General features: G+C 59.7%; 19 protein-coding genes. 2 read left to right on the plus strand and 17 right to left on the minus strand.

All coding sequences use genetic code 11. The features are described from left to right. Positions 1–2 precede the first annotated feature (2 nt). The 15 genes from PKC29_09445 to PKC29_09515 all read right to left on the minus strand — a co-directional run bounded on the left by PKC29_09445 (position 3) and on the right by PKC29_09515 (position 12,494). The gene (locus PKC29_09445) at positions 3–833 is read right to left on the minus strand and encodes a DUF2092 domain-containing protein (GenBank protein HML95638.1); all 831 of its coding nucleotides are present in this window, start codon (positions 831–833) and stop codon (positions 3–5) included. Positions 834–899: 66 nt separating this feature from the next. Beyond that, the gene (locus PKC29_09450) at positions 900–1,355 is read right to left on the minus strand and encodes a universal stress protein (GenBank protein ID HML95639.1); all 456 of its coding nucleotides are present in this window, start codon (positions 1,353–1,355) and stop codon (positions 900–902) included. 43 nt (positions 1,356–1,398) lie between these two features. Continuing rightward, positions 1,399–1,794: a CBS domain-containing protein gene (locus tag PKC29_09455; protein ID HML95640.1), complete on the minus strand. Its 396-nt coding sequence runs from the start codon at positions 1,792–1,794 to the stop codon at positions 1,399–1,401. A gap of 131 nt (positions 1,795–1,925) precedes the next feature. Continuing rightward, complete coding sequence (locus PKC29_09460) at positions 1,926–2,513, minus strand: TetR/AcrR family transcriptional regulator (protein HML95641.1); 588 nt, start codon at positions 2,511–2,513, stop codon at positions 1,926–1,928. A gap of 16 nt (positions 2,514–2,529) precedes the next feature. After that, complete coding sequence (locus PKC29_09465) at positions 2,530–2,961, minus strand: nitrous oxide reductase accessory protein NosL (protein HML95642.1); 432 nt, start codon at positions 2,959–2,961, stop codon at positions 2,530–2,532. After that, a complete protein-coding gene (locus PKC29_09470; GenBank protein ID HML95643.1) occupies positions 2,958–3,797 on the minus strand; it encodes an ABC transporter permease in 840 nt (279 codons plus the stop codon). The genes PKC29_09465 and PKC29_09470 overlap by 4 nt, the downstream gene beginning before the upstream one ends. Then, positions 3,787–4,686, minus strand: coding sequence for an ABC transporter ATP-binding protein (locus PKC29_09475; protein ID HML95644.1), 900 nt, complete (start codon positions 4,684–4,686; stop codon positions 3,787–3,789). The genes PKC29_09470 and PKC29_09475 overlap by 11 nt, the downstream gene beginning before the upstream one ends. Then, positions 4,683–6,119, minus strand: coding sequence for a nitrous oxide reductase family maturation protein NosD (locus PKC29_09480; GenBank protein HML95645.1), 1,437 nt, complete (start codon positions 6,117–6,119; stop codon positions 4,683–4,685). Before PKC29_09480 ends, PKC29_09475 begins: the two co-directional genes overlap by 4 nt. Before the next feature lie 12 nt (positions 6,120–6,131). Beyond that, complete coding sequence (locus tag PKC29_09485; GenBank protein ID HML95646.1) at positions 6,132–6,785, minus strand: cytochrome C; 654 nt, start codon at positions 6,783–6,785, stop codon at positions 6,132–6,134. Then, the gene (locus PKC29_09490) at positions 6,782–7,258 is read right to left on the minus strand and encodes a hypothetical protein (GenBank protein HML95647.1); all 477 of its coding nucleotides are present in this window, start codon (positions 7,256–7,258) and stop codon (positions 6,782–6,784) included. Before PKC29_09490 ends, PKC29_09485 begins: the two co-directional genes overlap by 4 nt. Before the next feature lie 90 nt (positions 7,259–7,348). After that, a complete protein-coding gene (nosZ, locus tag PKC29_09495; GenBank protein HML95648.1) occupies positions 7,349–9,397 on the minus strand; it encodes a Sec-dependent nitrous-oxide reductase in 2,049 nt (682 codons plus the stop codon). Between the two features lie 34 nt (positions 9,398–9,431). Continuing rightward, positions 9,432–9,824: a cytochrome c gene (locus PKC29_09500; GenBank protein HML95649.1), complete on the minus strand. Its 393-nt coding sequence runs from the start codon at positions 9,822–9,824 to the stop codon at positions 9,432–9,434. Positions 9,825–10,125: 301 nt separating this feature from the next. Then, a complete protein-coding gene (locus PKC29_09505; GenBank protein HML95650.1) occupies positions 10,126–11,373 on the minus strand; it encodes a cysteine desulfurase in 1,248 nt (415 codons plus the stop codon). A 4-nt stretch (positions 11,374–11,377) separates the two neighbouring features. Further along, positions 11,378–11,794 carry an iron-sulfur cluster assembly scaffold protein gene (locus tag PKC29_09510; protein ID HML95651.1) on the minus strand — a complete coding sequence of 139 codons (417 nt, stop codon included), beginning with the start codon at positions 11,792–11,794 and terminating at the stop codon, positions 11,378–11,380. Positions 11,795–11,903: 109 nt separating this feature from the next. Next, on the minus strand, positions 11,904–12,494 hold the full coding sequence (locus tag PKC29_09515) for a CBS domain-containing protein (protein ID HML95652.1): 591 nt from the start codon (positions 12,492–12,494) through the stop codon (positions 11,904–11,906). A 179-nt stretch (positions 12,495–12,673) separates the two neighbouring features. On the opposite strand from PKC29_09515, the gene cobA reads away from it, so the two are divergent. Together cobA and PKC29_09525 are read left to right on the plus strand one after the other, a co-directional pair. Beyond that, positions 12,674–14,206: a uroporphyrinogen-III C-methyltransferase gene (cobA, locus tag PKC29_09520; GenBank protein HML95653.1), complete on the plus strand. Its 1,533-nt coding sequence runs from the start codon at positions 12,674–12,676 to the stop codon at positions 14,204–14,206. Positions 14,207–14,342: 136 nt separating this feature from the next. Beyond that, on the plus strand, positions 14,343–15,065 hold the full coding sequence (locus tag PKC29_09525) for a 16S rRNA (uracil(1498)-N(3))-methyltransferase (GenBank protein HML95654.1): 723 nt from the start codon (positions 14,343–14,345) through the stop codon (positions 15,063–15,065). Here PKC29_09525 and PKC29_09530 read toward each other — a convergent pair whose 3' ends face one another. Both PKC29_09530 and PKC29_09535 read right to left on the minus strand, forming a co-directional pair. Then, positions 15,066–16,508 (minus strand): c-type cytochrome, encoded by a 1,443-nt coding sequence (locus PKC29_09530; GenBank protein HML95655.1) that lies wholly within the window; start codon positions 16,506–16,508, stop codon positions 15,066–15,068. Between the two features lie 28 nt (positions 16,509–16,536). Beyond that, complete coding sequence (locus PKC29_09535; GenBank protein HML95656.1) at positions 16,537–17,094, minus strand: zinc ribbon domain-containing protein; 558 nt, start codon at positions 17,092–17,094, stop codon at positions 16,537–16,539. Positions 17,095–17,101: the final 7 nt, after the last annotated feature.

Consider the following 17,101-nt stretch of genomic DNA (forward strand, 5'->3'; position numbering starts at 1 on the left):
CCTTAAAGCCCTTCCTGCTTGTTCTTTTCCTGCATTTTAAGGAAATCGATTTTCATCGCTCCGGGCGGTATCTCGGGCTTAAACACGGACGGATCAATGGACGGGTCGATGCTCCAGTGAGAGAATTCGGCCGAGTACTGGGGACTGCCGGGAACCGTCTTGTAATTTATGACGAGCTTGCACGGGAGCCTGTCGGCCCCGTCTGATATCCATATCTGCCAGTCTATATATTTCTGGACGAACGCCAGGTGCGTGCACGACTTGTTGTCGATGGTGCTTTCGCCTGCTACGACCCCTGCGACGGCGTTGGATATGAAGGCTTTATAGGGATCCGCCGAGAGGATGTCGGCGAGGGGTATGGTCATGCCGTAATCGCTTATGAGAAAATCCATCGTCTCGTCTATCGTGCCGGGTGTCGGAAGCGCGCCGTAAAAGCCGTTGTCGGCGTCGAGGACGGTTATTTCGCTGCCCGTGTACCAGATCTTCCGGCTCTGGAGATCGCCGTCGAACGAGGCGTAGGCCTTGCCTGGTCTCTCGACGGTCAAGTCGACCGCTCCACCGTATTTTATGAGAAGGCCGGAAGGCATGAGCCTGTCGAAATCGACGTCGGCTGATACGGTGAAGGCCTTCGCCCTGGCGAGAACGGCGCTCATCGCCCTTAGCAATTTGTCGGCCTCGGGATCGATTACGGGTTTTATTTCGGCGGCTTTCGGTGAAGCCGGGGTTTCCGCCGCTGCGGAGGACGACACCGGAACAACCGTCCCTGAAATGATAAACAGGACGAATACCAGCACGGCAAAGCACCAGGGTGAGAAATTCGAGCCTAACTCCATTCGGAGATACCTCCTTGCGTGATTACAAAGTCTATACCCCTTTCGGCCGGAGCGGAACATATGCCCCTATTCTTCGTGGGCGTCGTGCGTCACGTCGCGCCTGACGACGAGCACCGGGCACGGGGACGTGAACATCACCTTGTGGCTCGTCGTGCCGACGGAAATTTCGCCCGTGGAGGTCGTGATCCCGTGAGAGCCGATTACGATGAGGTCTATCCCCCTTTCGGATGCGACGTTATTTATGACCTTCCACCTCTCGCCTATAATGATGTCCGTTTCGACCTCGATCCCCCTGCCCTCGAAAGCCTCCCTTTCGTCCGTCATCTTCTCTGCCATCTTCGCTTCGAGGGCCTCGTAAAAATCCCTTATCTCGTCGTCGATGCCGTCAGAGTCGAGCGGCTCTATGGCGTGGAGTATGGACACCCTGGCCCCGAGGGCTTCGGCCAGGTAGAGGGCGTGGTCTTTCGCCGCGGTCATCGCCTCCGAGAAATCGGTCGGGAACATTATCTTCGCTATCTTCATTCGTATCCTCCTTCGCCGGGGGTGCGCCCGGGTTATGCATGGTTCATTTGGGAGAGTGGTCGAGCGCCTTTACGAGGCCGTTCAGTATGTCGGTCGTCGTCAGCATCCCCAGAAGCGAGCCGTCGGGCCCGACGACGGGCAGCGCGTTGAACTTGTTCCTGCTTATTATCCGCGCCGCGTCTTTCAGGGACATGTCGGGGGAGACCGTTACGGGGTCGGGCGTCATTACGGCCGCCACCGTGAGCCCGGGGCCGTCCACCGTCCCGGCGACGGCGAGGCGGAGGTCCCTGTCGGTTACGATACCGAGGAGCTTCCCGCCCTCGACCACGGGGGCCTGGCGGACCACCAAATCCGTGAGCCTGCTGAATGCGACGCGGACGTCCTCGCCCGGAGGAACCGTGAACGGGTCCTTTGTCATGTTATCTTTCACGAGCAGCATAATCCTCACTTTCTGCTGTAAAACATAAATAAAGTATACACCGGCCCGAAGGCTCTTTCGCCGTCCGGGGGACCCGAATATTTTATCAGAAGAAGGCGCTTGACGCTAAAGGGGAAGGGGGAAAAGCGGGATTATTTCTTTATCTCGCCGGGCGAGCCGAGGACTTTCAGCGAAGACTTTACCGTCTCCCTGACGATGGCCCCGTAGGGCATTTTGAGCACGCCCGTTTTGTGGAAGAGTATGGCACGCGTCAGCATGCCGGTTACGTAGGCGGCCCCCAGCTTTTCGTTAAGGCCGGAGAATTCGCCCGACTTCAGGCCGCTCTTTATAATAGAGGAGAAAACGTCCACGGGCTTTTTAATCGTTTTGGGAATTTTACCGAGCTCGGTAAAGTGGCCTATCATGATGTAGGCGTAGACCTCGGGCTCCCTTCTGGCGAACTCGAAAAAAACCTCGATGGCCGCCGCAAGCTTCCCCGAGGGGGTTTCTGCTTCGAGGGACTTTTTATCGAGCTCTTCCCTGAACATGGACATGCAATCGACGAAGAGCCTCAGGGCGAGGTCGCCCTTGCTTTCGAAATGGTTGTATATGGAGCCTTCGGAAACCCCGGCCTCCCGGGCGATCTCCTTCGTCGTCGTGCCGGAGATTCCGTTCCTGATAAACAGAGAAAGAGCGGCGCTCCGTATCCGTTCGGCGGGTTCTGTAATATTTCTGCTCATGGAAGGTATCCCGATATTATTCCATGATGTTATCGAATCCGCCAATTTCGGCATCGGGGCTGTAGGCGGGATCGGACTTGAGGGCCTCCTCGCTCGCGAACGCCGCGATGCCGTAGCCCATGGGCGAGGCGATCTCGGGGCTCTTCAGATAATGCGCCTTCCGGGCGTCTATCCAACCGCCCGCGGCGAAATCGGCAACGTATATCCCCGACGCGACATCCTCGCCGCCGTCGGTCTTGAGCTCGGCCGCGAGGCAGCCTATGTCGTCGAATTTCTTCGCCTGGCCCTTCTTCGTCACGTACTGCGCGGCGAACCTCTGGTCGCTTATTATCATCCTGCACCTCTCGCAGACGTCCTCGCCGTAGTGGACTTCCACGGGGCCGGTTTGCGGCTTGTCCCCGCACGCCGTGAACGACAACGCCAATAAAAGAAAGAGAACGTATCTCATGGTTCTTCCCTCCTGAATATGCTGAACGACGCGAGCGCCAGCGCGAAGGGCGCTATCGTCCATAGCGCCATTATCGACATCAGTAAAAGCACCATCCCCTCTCTCCCGAACGTCCTTACCGCGTAGACCCCGACCGGGCCGAGTATCTCGTACCGGGGGCTGAGAGCCAGCACGGACGCTATTTTGAACACCTCGGCCGGGTTCAGGAGCGCGAGGACGAACACCTGCCTTATGCCGAGCTCCATGGCGGCGGCCGTGCCCATGACGCCGAGGTCGCCCAGGATTATGAAGACGAGCCAGAGGAAAACGGCGATGCCGGTCGCCCGGGACGCCTTACGCGAATATACCGACACCAGTAGCCCGACGCTAAGGAGCGACGCCGCGAGGAGCGCCGAAAGGAGAGCAGTCGTTATGAACCCCGAGGCGTCCCCTCCCCCGCCACGCAGTGCCGCGCCGACCCCGGCGAGACCGAAGCCGAGGGAAATCGAGAGGCATATGGGGATGAATATCCCGACGAACTTACCCGCGAATACCTCGGCCTTCGTTACGGGATGCGAGAGGAGGTATTGAAGCGTGCCGTTCTCCCTTTCGCCGGATATCGCCCCCGAGCCCGTGATGAGGGATACGAGCGGCACGAACAGGAGGACGAGGTTTATCAGGCTCGCGGCCGTCCTGCCGTAGCCCGCCCCTTCCGTGAGCGCCCCTTTTTCGGGGGAGATCGCGAGTATGAGAACGGCCAGCGCGGAAAAGGATATCGTGTAGAGGACGAACCACTTGTTCTTTACGGATTCCCGCGCTTCTCTCCCCGCGAGCATGAGGACGTTTCTAGCTTCCATTGCCGCCCGCTCCTTCGAGTATGCTTTCCATCGTGGGCTCTTCGACGCCGAACCCGAGCACGCGGACGCCCGTTTCGGCGAGCACCGTGACGGGGACGGCCGCGCCGCCCTCTTCGGCGTCTATCACGAGGCCGCTTCCGTTCCGGGAGCGGACCGCTATGCCCGCCCGGGCGAGGGCCTCTTCGGCGCGAGTCATGTCGCTTTCGGGAACCCTCAGGCTTACCTTCGTCCCCGCGCCGGAAATGCGCCTCAGGTTTTCGGGCTCGCCGTCGAAGACGACCCTGCCGTTCCGCATGACGACCGCCCTGTCCGCCAGGTAATCTACTTCTCCCAACCTGTGAGAGGAGAATATGACGGTATTCCCCTTCTCCTTGTATTCCTTTATGAGGCGGAGAAAGTCCGTCCTCCCGCCCGCGTCGAGGTTCGACGTCGGCTCGTCGAGGAGAAGGAACCGGGGGCTCGACAGGAGCGCCACCGCGAACGAGAGCCTCTGCCTCATGCCGCCCGAAAGCTCGGAGGCGTATTTTCGGGCGTGGCCCGAGAGGCCGGCCTTTTCGAGGGCCGCCTCGCACTCGCCCGGCCCGGCGCGCCTTATGCGCCCGAAGAAGCGAACGACGTCTATCGCCCGCATGTCGTAGAAGACGGGCTCCTGTGGGAGATAGCCGATGAGCGCCTTGGCCCGTTTCGAGCCGCCGCGGACGCTGACGCCGTTTACGGTTATATCGCCGGTAAAGTCGAGGAGGCCGAGCACGCATTTCAAAAGGGTGCTCTTTCCCGCGCCGTTCATCCCGAGGAGCGCGACGGCCTCGCCCTCGCGGGCCGCGAGGCTCACGGAATCGACGGCGGTCAGCTTCCCGAAGCGCTTGGTTACATTTTTTATCTCTATCACCGTGCGCCTCCGTTGCCGGCGCGGCCGCCGAGGGCCGCGTATCCGAGGAATGCGAGCGGGAGAAGCGCCATCGACGCCGAGGCCAGGAGGAGCCCGCGCGGCATATCACCGTTTCCGGCCGGTTCCAGGACGACCCCGGGGCGCACGAGCGGGTGCTCGTCCGTGAGCTTGGGCACGGGCTTTATCACCGGGAAGGCTTTCGAAGCGAGCTCGAGCGCCTTGGACGCCGGGCTGTAGGCGAATATGCGGAGCGACGGGTTCTCGTCGACCAGGCTCTCGAAGAGGCTCTCGGCCTTGTACGGGATCTCGCCCACGCCGTCGCCGTCCTCGTCGTAGCCGACGTAATCGCTCCAGAAATTGCCGCGTCCGTCCCTCGACCACACGTTACCCGAAAGGACCCCTCCTCCCCTTACCTCGACCTGCTCGTCGTTCCCCGTAAAGCTGTTAGCCACGAAAGCGTTTCGCCGTATCGACGGCATGACCGAGACGCCGATGTCGTTGTAGGCGATGACGTTGCCGTCGATCTCGTTCCAGGCTTCTATAAGGTATGGAGAGTTGTCGAGGAATATCCCGACGCGGTTGTCCGCGATGACATTATCCCTCGCGACGACGCTGTCGAGGTCCTTGAAGCCGACGCCGTACCCTGTGCCCGTGCCGCGGTTGCCCGTGAATTTGTTCCTGTAAAACTGTATGTCCACGCTGTACATCAAGAACCCGCCGACGGAGTTGTTCCTGAATACGTTATCCTCGAACCGGTTGTGGTTGCTCGACATGTAGTGAAGCCCGTAGCGCCCTCCCTCGACGACATTGCCTTTTAGAAGCGTGTCGCTCGACCACCATATCACGACGTCCCTTACGCGGGAGACGCGGTTGTCGAGTATCCTGGTGCCCGAGCTGTACCAGAGCCTTATGCCGTCGCCCCTCCTCGGCATGGGAAGGTCTTTGCCCGTTACGACGTTGCCGTCGACGACGACGCCGTTAGAGCCCTTGACGTATATGCCGAAGAGGACGTCTTCGAGCCTGTTGCCGACGACGGCCGCGTCCGGGGCTGAATCGATCAGTATACCCGCGTCCTCGGCCGACAGATGAGTTCCCGAGCCCTTTACTGTAAACCCCTCGAAGACTGTCCCCGCGCCTTTTATCGTGACGACCGTTCCCGACCCCCCGCCGTCGATTACGGGGTGCCCCTCGCCCGTGATGGTAAGGGGCTTGTCCACGACGACGTGTTCTTTGTAGACCCCGGGCCCCTCGACGATTATTTCGTCGCCGGGCGAGGCCGAGGCCACGGCTTCGGAGATTGTCCTCAGCGGCCCTTCCGGAGAGACCCTGACGGTTTTTCCCGCGCCGGCTTCTTCAGTAATGCCTGCCTGCGGCGCCGTAAGCGCCAGCAGGCAGAATAAGAGGATGGAGGATATGGTCGGCCGTAAAGTCATTTTGCGGTTACCTCACCCGCCCCCGGATTTGAGGATGAGCGGCTTGTAGGCGCGCCTGTGGAGATAGATGCCGACGAGCATCAGGACGGACGCCGCAATGGACAGGTAAAGCCCCGTCTCCCACGACGCGGTGGTGACGAACTGCCCGATTTTGCCGTCCCCGAGGAGCGGCGGCACGAACGGTTTTATGGAGCCCGATAGCGGGGCCCTCTTGTCGAGGTTCATGCCGAAGTTCCGCATCCAGAAGTAGAGGTCTCCGAGAAAAAACGCCGGGTACAAGATCGCCGGGACGCACAGGAACAGCGCCAGCGGGCTGTGCACGTACACGGCGGCGAGCAGAAGGAGCGCGATGCCTATGACGATGAAAACGCTGAGCGTGCGTTCGAGCACCGCCGCCTCGCCGAGCGGCTTCATGCCTATGTAGTGGTTGAGCCCGTCTATTTCGTGTATGTCTCCCGTCAGCCTGTTTACGTACATGGACGCTTTGAGCCCCCCCGGGTACTGGGGCGCGAACAGCGTTATCTTCCAGTATGGAAAGAATATCGACGCGAAAAGAAGCACTGCGGCCCCCACGAGAACGAGCGAGGGCAGGAGAAACCTTTTCTTTTCCTTCTGCCAGAGCTCGGGTGGGATTCGCGGTCCGAGTATGAGATCGTTTTCTTTCATTTTATCGCCTCCTGCGTTGTATAAAGCTTTCCGTTCTCCGTTCCGGCCGGCTTGTTCCGCGGCCCTTCGATTCCGTGGAGAACGCTTTTTGCATTGAGCCCGGCTGTCGCCGACCCCGTAAAATAAAGCTTCGCCGTGCTGTAGAGCCTGTAGGCCCTTTCGTACTTTTCCTCACCCATCGCGCTGTCCGCGGCGGCAGTGAAGTCGTCTCCCCGGCCGAGGTACGATTCAGCCTGCGATATCAAATCCACGACGAGGCTGTTTCTCCTGTCGGCGTTCGCAAGCGTCCTAACGACCCCGGCGGCGACTTCCCTCGCGTCGGCCGCCTCCGCCTTCATGGCGGCGGCATTATTCATCCAGAAGGCCGCCTCGTCGGCCCGTGCCGGGGAACCCCCCGCCGCATATACGGCGGCGAGAGCGAAAACCAGGCAGAGCAGCCATCCGGTTCCGGTTTTGATATTCGAAAGACTCATTCGAGTCGTCTCCTTGAGCGCCTTACTCGGTAACGGCGCCCCTCCCTCAATTGCGGGATGTGCGGGAAGGGCGCCTCTCACTGCCCGTACTTACGATCCCGGACCCGGCTTGACCAGGAGATAACCCATCATCTCGAGGTGAAGCGCCGAGCAGAATTCCGTACAGTAGAACGGGAACACGCCGGGCTTGTCCGCCACGAATTCCACCTTGCTGCTTTCGCCGGGCTCGAGGCTGAGGTTGATGTTGTAGCCCTCGACCGCGAATCCGTGCGTCGCGTCCCTAGCACGCTCGACGTTGGTGACGTACATGGTGACCGTGTCGCCCTGGTTGACCGTTATGTGCTCGGGATTGAAGTGGCTCCTGATAGCCGACATCCAGACCTTCACGGTCTTGCCGTCGTGCTCGATCTTTTCGTTTCCTACCGACGCTGCCTCGGGATCGACGCTCATAGTCGCCGGGTCGAACCCGACTTCGGGATATACGAGCCACGGCTTTAACTTGTCGGCCTTTACCATCTGCACGTAGTGGGGCTCGCCGACGCCTATCGGCATGTCGTAGAGGAGCTCCATCTTGTCCCCGGATATGTCGATAAGCTGGAAGTTCTGCGGGTGGAGCGGCCCCACGGGCAGGAACCTGTCTATGGACCACTTGTTGAGCGCGATGCAGTACTTCCCGTCGGGGCTGACCGTATCGCCCTCGGCGCAGACGGCGTGTCCTATGTTGTACTGGACCGGTATCTTCTCGACGAGTGTCCACGGGTCGGGACCGTTATAGATCGGCGGCCCGAGCCTCCACTTGGCGAGCGTGCTCTCGATGAAGACGCTCGTGTAGGCATTGCCCTCGTTGTCGAACTGGGTGTGGAGCGGGCCGAGGCCTATCTCGACCTGCGCCTCGACGACGTCGTCGAACGGCAGCACCGGCACGCCGAATTCGTCCTTTTCGGGAGCGCCCTTCTTTATGGCGTCCATGAGCTTGTTGAACGAATAGACGGTCGTGTGCGTATCCAGCTTCCCGGCGGTTATAATGAAGTTGCCGTCGGGCGTTACGTCCACCCCGTGCGGGCTCTTGGGCACGTCGACGAAGTAGAGAATCCCCTCTTCTATGGCCGTATCGAGCGGTATAATGTGCGCGCCGTTAAGCTCCTTCACCTTGCCGGCCTTGTAGACTTCCTCGGCCTTCTTCCAGTTGATGATGTGGAGATAGTCGGCCTCGCGCTGGGATACTCCGGCTTCGAACGGCGGGTTGCCCTCGTTGATGCCGCCCGTCGCCATCTCTGCGTTGATGGAATTACAGAAGACCCATCCGTCGCTCACCTTCTTCCCCGCGTCGCAGAGGTCCTGCCAGTACGGCGGGAGCTCTATCGAAAAGGACTTCGATTCGTCTATGCGGCCCTTCTCCCTGTCGAACTTGTAGAAGGTGGCGAGTCCCTTGTACTTTTCCTTGTATTCGTCGAGGGACGCGAATTCGTAGAACGGCAGCGGGGTCGCGTACTGGGTCGTCTCGATGACGTATTCCGAATTCGGCGTGACGAACGTGGCGCCGTGGTCGGAGATAGTGTTCGGGTTCTTGACTATCTGCTTCGTTTCGAAGTCTCTCAGGTCTATAACCGCCACTCTGGCGTTCGCCTTGTCGTTGATGAAGAGGAACTGCCCGTCGTAGTCGCCTTCCGTCTCCGTCAGGGCCGGGTGGTGCGTGTCGGCCCAGTTGAGCGTCCGGTCCTCGCCTATGGGCATGTCACCGCTGGTGAGTATCTCGTGGGTCTCCGCCGAACCGGTGGCCCATCCCTGCCAGGGCTCGGGCGTGAAGACCGCGATGGTCTTGAGAAGCCTCATCGACGGAACGCCGATCACGAAAACCTGTCCCGAGTGCCCGCCGGAGGCGAAGAGGACGTAATCGTCGAACCTGCCCGACGGCATGTACGTTTTGAGGGCGGCCTCGATGTCCTTTTGCGAAAGCTGCCTCTCCTCGGCTATTTTCCTCACGCTGTCGGGGGTTCCGGCCGCGAGCTGCACCGGCTTGCCCTCGTCTTCCGCACCTTCATTCTTGCACCCGGTCATAAATACAGCGAATGCGAGGATGGGCGCGAGAAACAACCCCAAATATCTTACATACCTTTTACATCCTGTATATCCACTCATGTTGATAACCTCCTCATATCGGATTCCCTTCAAGTCATTTTTTTGCGGCGTCCTCGGACTTCAGGTACTCGATGAGGGCGTTTATCTCTTCGTCGGTCAGGCCCAGGTTGGGCATGGGGACCATGTAAACGCCGAGCATCTCCTTCGCGACCGGGTCGGTCATGACCATCGTGTCGGGGGATTTGAGCCACTTTTTGAGCCATTCCTCTTCCCGTCTTTCGGTCACTCCGGCAAGGTCGGGGCCCGCGAGCTTCCCGCCGCCTATCGTGTGACACGCCGCGCACGTTTTTTGCTGAAACAGCTGCTTACCCTTTTCGGCCTCCGTCTGCCCGAACGTAGCGGGGGTTAACGCGAGGAAAGCCGTCAGGACAACAAGAACCGCCGTCAGTGCTTTTAACGGCGTGGGGATGAAATTTGATTTTGACATTTATTTACAACCTCCTTGCACAAATAGTTATGAAATCCTTATGCCACTCTTAACCCGCCGTAATCATTGACTGTCCGAAACCGGCCGATGTCGAGTGTCTTAAAACAGTACACAACATGAGTGGGCGCTCACTCACATGAGCGACTGCTGAACAATACACAGGAGGACGGGGGATGACAAGACCTGCGCGGCATTGCCGGGAAGAAGAGATCGTGCGGGCAGTGACGGCGCGCCGGAAGGGCCGCCGGGAGAACGGCGGATGCCGGGGACGGTGAAAACGGTTAATCCTGCGTCGGGATAATCAGCCGAAGAGGCGCTTTACCTTTTCGAGGGTGTCGACGGCGCGGTCGATCTCGTCCCCGGAGTTGTAGAGGTAAAAGCTCATGCGGGCGGCGTGCTCCATACCGAGCCTGTCCATGAGCGGCTGGGCGCAGTGGTGCCCGGAGCGTATTGCTATGCCCTCTTCGTCGAGCATGCCCGCGACGTCGTGGGGATGAACGCCTTTTACGTTGAAGGACACCACGCCTACCCTCTCCCCTTCCCGCGGGCCGTAGAGCTCGACCCAGTCGAAGGCGGAGAGTCTTTCGAGGGCGTGCCGTAGGAGCCCCTCTTCGTGAGCGGCGATAGCGTCCATGCCTATCCCGCTCAGGTAATCGACGGCAGCGCCCAGGGCGACGCCGCCGCCTATGTCGGGCGTGCCGGCCTCGAACTTCCACGGGAGCTCGTTCCACGTAGAGCGCTCGGGCGTGACCTTCTCTATCATGTCGCCGCCGTAGAGGAAGGGATCCATACGTTCGAGGAGCTCCCCCCTTCCGTAGAGAAAACCCGTACCGGTCGGGGCGAGCATCTTGTGCCCCGAGACGGCCAGGAAATCGCAGCCGATGTCCTCGACGTCGAGCCTTATGTGAGGGGCCGACTGCGCCGCATCGACGAGGACGAGCGCGCCCCGCTCCTTCGCCTTCCGGGCGAGCTCCTTTACGGGGTTTACGGCGCCGAGGACGTTCGACGCGTGGACGATGGAGACGAGCCTGGTCCTTTCGGAGAGGAGCCTGTCGAATTCGCCCATGTCGAGCCGGCCCCCGGCATCCACGCCGACGACGTTGAGCGTTATGCCGAGCCTGTCCCGGAGCATCTGCCACGGGACGAAGTTGGAGTGGTGCTCCATGATGGTTATAAGCACCTCGTCACCCGGTTTGAGGTTTCCGAGCCCCCAGCCGTATGCAACGAGGTTTATGGATTCGGTCGCGTTACGCGTGAAGACTATCGTGCGCCAGTCGGCGGCCCCGACGAAGCCGGCCACCTTCCTGTGGGCGGCCTCGTACATGAGCGTGGCCTCGTAGCTGAGCGTGTGCACGCCGCGGTGGATGTTCGAATTGTGCGCTTCGTAGTAATCAGCGAGGCTGTCCAGAACCGCCCGGGGTTTTTGAGTGGTGGCGGCGTTGTCGAGGTAGACGAGCGGCTTCCCGTTTATCTTCCTGGCGAAGACGGGGAAGTCCTCCCTTAGCTTGAGCGGGTCGAGCCTCTTTCCTATTCTCGGTATGCTTTCCATCGTTTCACTCCGAGGGGGCGCCGGACGCAGCGGCGGGATTGCCGCGCGCGTTCTGCGCGTTCTGAACGAGCGCCTTCTTCAGCACCTTGAGCCCGAGAAGCGCGCATTTGTATCTCGTGGGGGATACCGTGAGGCCGAGGGATTCGAGGACGTCCTCGTCCCTGAGGCTCATGATTCCGGAGACGTCCATACCCGTAACCTTCTCCGTCAGAATCGACGCCGAAGCCTGGCTTATCGCACAGCCCTTGCCGCTGAACTTCACCGCCGCAATCTTCCCCCCCTCCAGTTTGACGTCCAGGCGGACGAGGTCGCCGCAAGAAGGGACACCCTCTTCGTAGGAGACGTCGGCGTCGTCGAGCGTGCCGTAATTCCTCGGGTTTTTGAAGTGGTCGAGTATGAGCTCGTAGTGCTCGGCTTCCATTCGTGTAACCGTCCTCGGGCGCGAGGCCTCAGGTGGGTAGTATACCAGAGCCGCCCGTGCCGACTACGTCCCCGGGGATGAACGAGCCGGATACAGCACGCCGCGCGACCTACGGTGCGACAGTGCTTATCTGGATGCTGTCTTTTCTGAGCGCCTTTTCGAGCTCGCCGAAGTTGCAGTTAACCACCCAGAAGTAGTAGAGCTTCCGGTCCTCGGGGGCGACGCTGAACGAAATGACCTTGTCCGAGTTCTGCTGTATGGCGTGGAGTATGTCGAACATGTTCGTCTCGTCCAGCATGCGCACTTCGAGCCTGACCGGCTTTTCGTGAAAGCCCATCATCTTGAGGAGCGCGTCGAGAAGGTCGGTGACCGTCAGGATGCCGACGAGCTCGTTCCGGCTGTTGACGACCGGAAGGGCGTTGAACTTGCCCGAGCGTATTATCTCGGCAGCGCCTTCTATGGAGGCATAGTCGATTATCGTCACGGGGTTCGCAGCCATTATATCCTTGACGACGGGGTTCCCGCCCGCGGCGAGCGCCGTCCTCAAATTCCTGTCCGTAACTATCCCCACGAGATTCCCGTCCTCGACCACGGGGCACTGCCGGAAGTTGAGGCCCCTCATGAGATCGAGAGTTGCCGCGGCGTCGTCGTCGGGCGATACGGTTTTCGGGTCCGGGGTCATGAAATCCTTGACAAGCATTCGTTGCCTCCTGTCTTATTCTGCTTCTGCCAGCCATATCATAACAGGATAATCGGCCCGGCATAAGTCTTGACGTAAATAATCATACCCTTTATTAAAACACATTCCAGGAGACAGGCCGGGCTTCCTTGACAACCCGGCGGGGCTTCGGTTTTCTTTAGATTCAGGCCGATAAAGAAATGACGAAGAAATACGGAAAGGTGTATCTCGTGGGGGGCGGCCCGGGTGACCCGGGGCTCATCACCGTCAAGGGAAAAGATGTTCTCGGGAGGGCCGACACCGTCGTCCACGATTACCTGGTGAACCTGGAGCTCTTGTCGTACACGAAGCCGGGGGCGGAGCTGATTTGCGTCGGGAAGAAGGCGGGGCATACCGTCATGCCGCAGGGGAATATAAACCGTCTCCTCGTCGAGAAGGCGCGCGGCGGGAGGACGGTCGCGAGGCTAAAGGGCGGCGACCCTTTCATCTTCGGGCGCGGGGGCGAGGAGGCTGAAGCTCTCGCGGCCGAGGGGATAGAGTTCGAGATCGTGCCGGGCGTGACGTCGGCCGCGGCAGTGCCCGCATACGCCGGGATACCGCTCACGCACAGGAAGATAGCCTCTTCGTTCGCCGTCGTTACGGGGCACGAGAACCCGGCCAAGGGCGAGTCCGGGATCGAGTGGGACGTCGTCGCGCGGATGGGGACAGTGGTGTTTTTGATGGGCGTCACGAACCTGGCCGAGAACATGAAGAAGCTGGTCGAGTTCGGCATGAGCCCCGACACCCCGGCGGCCGTGATCTCGCGCGGGACTTATCCCTCGCAGGCAAGCGTCACGGGCACCGTCGCCGACATAGCCGGAAAGGCGGCCGCGAGGGAGGACATCGGGTCGCCGGCGATAGTCGTCACGGGCGGGGTGGTAAGGTTCTCGGACGTTATTTCGTGGTACGAGAAGAAGCCCCTCTTCGGGAAGAGGATAGTGGTCACGCGCCCGAGGGAGCAGGCCCGTCCGCTGTCGTCGCTGTTCGAAGAGATGGGGGCCGAGGTCGTCGAGTTCCCCGCGATAGAGATCGCGCCCCCCGGGAGCTACGCCGTCCTCGACAAGGCAATAAGGGCCCTCGGCTCCTACGACTGGATAATATTCACGAGTGTAAACGGCGTCCGGGGGTTCTTCGAAAGGCTCAGGCGTCTCGGGCTCGACGTGAGGGAGATGCATGGCCCGAAAGTCGCGGCTATAGGCGAGGTCACGGCCGAAGAGCTCGGCGCGCGCGGGATAAACGCCGATATGACGCCCGCCGACTACAGGGCCGAGGGGCTGATGGAGCTCTTCGGCAAAATTAATCTCGAGGGCAAGCGCATACTCATACCGAGGGCGAAGGAGGCGCGCGAGATATTGCCCGAGAGCCTCCGCGGCATGGGGGCCCGCGTGGACGTCGCGCCCGTTTACGAAACGAAGAGGGCCGGGAAAACAAAAACTGCTGCTCTTAGGAAGGAGATTTCCGAAGGGCGTATAGACGTTATTACGTTCACGAGCTCGTCCACGGTGAAGAATTTCTTCGAGACCGTAGGCGAGGTACGCATTTTTTCGGGAAAGAAGCCCGTTTTCGCCTGCATCGGCCCGGTTACGGCAAAGACGCTTACGGATTCGGGCTACGAGGCGGCAATCGTACCGTCGGGATACACGGCCGCCGGACTTGCAGAGGCCGTAGCCGATTACTTTAAAGACCTGAAGTAAGCCGCGAGCAGTGGCAGTATATCTCCGAAACTCCTTCACGTGATCCTCGGTCAAGTAAAGCCGCTTCTGACATCCTCTCCAAGGAGCTTCCGGTTCGTATTGCAATCCTCCAGCATCATGTAATATATTTTCTCTTATGCCCAGAATACCGCTGCCCCCGCCCGGGATAGAAGACGAAAAGGCCGTGATAAGCGGCGCGGATTACAGGCACATGGTAAAAGCGCTCAGGCTCGGCGTGGGAGACGAGGTCACGCTCTTCGGCGGGGACTCGCGGGAGTACACGGGGGTGATATCCTCCGTCGGCAGCCGCGAGCTGGTCGTCGACATAACAGGCAGCCGTCTGATCGCCGCCGATCCCGTGATAGATATAACGATACTCCAGGGACTCCCCAAGGGGGAGAAGATGGACTACATCGTCGAGAAAGCGACCGAGCTCGGGGCGACGAGAATAGTGCCCGTCGTCACGGAAAGGTCCCAGGTGAGGAAGACGGGGAAGCACCGGAGGTGGGAAAGGATAGCGCTAGAGGCGTCGAAGCAGTGCGGACGGACGAAATCCACGGTAATAGAAAACACTTTAGAGTTTAAAGAGGCATTATTATTCAAGGACAAGAGCGACTTGGCTATCATACTTCATACCGGTTCGAGCCTGTCCATAAAAGAATTTCTAAGGAATACTTTACAAGGTGCCAAGAATATTATAGTATTGATAGGACCGGAAGGTGGATTTTCGCAAAACGAAGTCCTCCTTGCTATTGAAATGGGTTTTACATCCCTGGGTCTGGGTCCCAGGATTCTAAGGACTGAGACCGCTAGCCTGGCGGTTCTCTCCATAATCCAATTTCAACATGGAGACTTGTGATCACAATCGCAGTCTCCGTGTAATCTCTACAAGCTCTTCCTTCATCGAATCCCTCATCCTGCGGTACCTGCTTTCGTCTATTTTCCCGGCTTCGAAATCGTCGTCGAGCGCCGCTATGTCGCGAATGAGGAGGCTACGCTTGTCGAGGAGCTCCTTCCTCTCGCGGTCTCCGGATTCTTTCCGCTTCGCCGCGCCGCCCTTCCCCACCGAGGAGTAGAGTATCCCGAGGCCGACCAGAAGGAGAATAAGCCCGAGCGCCGCCCATTTGACGTAGCCGTCGAGGTAAGCGGCGAGGCCGCCCGCCCCCCTGAACTTTACCGTTATCTTGTCGCCGGGCCCGAGGTCCTTGCCCTGCCATTTGAAGTAGTTCACGCTTTCCATCTGGACCGGCTCTGGGTCGGCGGTGAGCCCCGTGACGTCGACGCCGTTTTTCGTTTCCGGAACGAGCAGAAGGAAGCTGTCGGTCGGATAGACGATATTTTTTTCTATCGTTACCGCCCCCGAATCGGTGGGCATGCTGTAGGCGAATATAACCCTCTTCTCGCCGGGCATGACGCTTTCGGTATCGGAGAAGCCGTGCTCCGTCGTCACAACGGACTCGGGATCGAGCCCGTGCATGAACGTTACGTTGGCGGCGTGCGGCGGGAGGTCGAACCTTAGGGTTTCTTTTTTGCCTTCGGCGATGTCGGCGGAGCCGACGAAGATTTTGTCTCCAGGGTTATCGAATATCATTATGTCGCCGACGTTGACGCCGTTTTCGGAGATCTCTACTACCGTGTGGGCCTCCTTGACGGTTATGCCGGGATCGTCCATTGTGGGCTCGTATACGGGAAGATCGAGCGTCTTTACGTTCTCGTCCGGGAAGAAAACCATCTTGTCGGTCGCGTACTCGGCCCCCTCGAAGGCGAGAGTCAGCGAGTAGCTCCTGTCCCATGCGAGCTTGTCGAATTTAAAAGCGCCGTCGGCGGAGGTTTCCGCCTCCTCGCCCCCCGTTTCCCTGTCGCCCATGAAGGCTTTGAGCGAAACTGTCACGCCGGGCACGGGAACGTCCGTGGTTTTATTCACGACCTTGCCGGTTATCGTGCCGCCGTCGGGGTTCACTTTCCCGGCCTTTGCGTTCAGAAGGTATTCGGCTATGGCCTTGGCTTCCATGGGGTGAACGTCCTGCGGCGGGGGCATGGGAGGATAGCCCTCGTTTATGGGCATCTTCCCTTCCTTGCTGTAAATCTCCTGTGGGTCCGTTATCCAGCGGACTATGTCCTGGGGGGAATAACGATGGCCGACACCCTTCAAGTCGGGGCCGACAAAACGCCCTCTGCCGATGGTGTGGCACCTGACGCATCCGTTTTCTATGAATAGCTTGCCGCCGAGCTCCTGCATGTCGTGCGGGTTCTGGGCAATGGAGTCGCGAACCGGAACGGCGAGCATAAAAAGCGCTGTCATTACGGCCGCGAGGAATGAAACGTGATTATTAAACCGATTTAGCCTTTTTATCTTCGGGGCCTCCTTTAAGGCTCGCGCCGCACCGGGCGCAGAAAAGGTCGTCCGGGCCGCATGCGCTGCCGCATTCGGGGCACGCGGCCGTTTCGGCCGAGCCCCACGCGCTTTCGCGCGCGCGGATTATTTCCTTTTCTATCTCCTCGTCCTCGTAGTCGTTGAGGACGAGCTTTTTTCTCTTCGATTTTATTTCGTTTTCGAGCTCGTCGGCGAAGGCTGCGTCCCAGCTCCGGCCCGTGGACTCGTCTATTTCCTTGAGCACCGCCGCCGCCTCGGCGCGGTATTTACGGCTGAGGTCTTTATAGTCCGCTGTCGAGAGCTTCCCGAGCCCGTGGTCGAATTCGATATCGGCCAGCGCCGAAAGGAGCGTGTCCTTACGGACGTGGAGCGTCCGCAGCCGCTCGGCCCTGGGGTCGGGCCGGAGGGCGTCATCCTCCGGAGCGGCGCCTTTCCCGCGCCTGAAGAACGGTAGCGATATAAATATTGCGGCGAGTAAAGCTATCGCCAGTGGCAGTATAAGCTGCAATTCCATCTCGTTT

It is taken from the genome of Thermodesulfobacteriota bacterium, from assembly GCA_035325995.1.
In the GTDB taxonomy this organism is placed as follows: domain Bacteria; phylum Desulfobacterota_D; class UBA1144; order Nemesobacterales; family UBA2774; genus JADLGH01.

Coding starts and splice junctions, on each gene's coding strand:
- PKC29_09445 (HML95638.1), bottom strand. CDS start 833: ATGGAGTTAGGCTCGAATTTCTCACCCTGGTGCTTTGCCGTGCTGGTA.
- PKC29_09450 (HML95639.1), bottom strand. CDS start 1,355: ATGAAGATAGCGAAGATAATGTTCCCGACCGATTTCTCGGAGGCGATG.
- PKC29_09455 (HML95640.1), bottom strand. CDS start 1,794: ATGCTGCTCGTGAAAGATAACATGACAAAGGACCCGTTCACGGTTCCT.
- PKC29_09460 (HML95641.1), bottom strand. CDS start 2,513: ATGAGCAGAAATATTACAGAACCCGCCGAACGGATACGGAGCGCCGCT.
- PKC29_09465 (HML95642.1), bottom strand. CDS start 2,961: ATGAGATACGTTCTCTTTCTTTTATTGGCGTTGTCGTTCACGGCGTGC.
- PKC29_09470 (HML95643.1), bottom strand. CDS start 3,797: ATGGAAGCTAGAAACGTCCTCATGCTCGCGGGGAGAGAAGCGCGGGAA.
- PKC29_09480 (HML95645.1), bottom strand. CDS start 6,119: ATGACTTTACGGCCGACCATATCCTCCATCCTCTTATTCTGCCTGCTG.
- PKC29_09485 (HML95646.1), bottom strand. CDS start 6,785: ATGAAAGAAAACGATCTCATACTCGGACCGCGAATCCCACCCGAGCTC.
- PKC29_09490 (HML95647.1), bottom strand. CDS start 7,258: ATGAGTCTTTCGAATATCAAAACCGGAACCGGATGGCTGCTCTGCCTG.
- nosZ (HML95648.1), bottom strand. CDS start 9,397: ATGAGTGGATATACAGGATGTAAAAGGTATGTAAGATATTTGGGGTTG.
- PKC29_09500 (HML95649.1), bottom strand. CDS start 9,824: ATGTCAAAATCAAATTTCATCCCCACGCCGTTAAAAGCACTGACGGCG.
- PKC29_09505 (HML95650.1), bottom strand. CDS start 11,373: ATGGAAAGCATACCGAGAATAGGAAAGAGGCTCGACCCGCTCAAGCTA.
- PKC29_09510 (HML95651.1), bottom strand. CDS start 11,794: ATGGAAGCCGAGCACTACGAGCTCATACTCGACCACTTCAAAAACCCG.
- PKC29_09515 (HML95652.1), bottom strand. CDS start 12,494: ATGCTTGTCAAGGATTTCATGACCCCGGACCCGAAAACCGTATCGCCC.
- cobA (HML95653.1), top strand. CDS start 12,674: ATGACGAAGAAATACGGAAAGGTGTATCTCGTGGGGGGCGGCCCGGGT.
- PKC29_09525 (HML95654.1), top strand. CDS start 14,343: ATGCCCAGAATACCGCTGCCCCCGCCCGGGATAGAAGACGAAAAGGCC.
- PKC29_09530 (HML95655.1), bottom strand. CDS start 16,508: ATGACAGCGCTTTTTATGCTCGCCGTTCCGGTTCGCGACTCCATTGCC.
- PKC29_09535 (HML95656.1), bottom strand. CDS start 17,094: ATGGAATTGCAGCTTATACTGCCACTGGCGATAGCTTTACTCGCCGCA.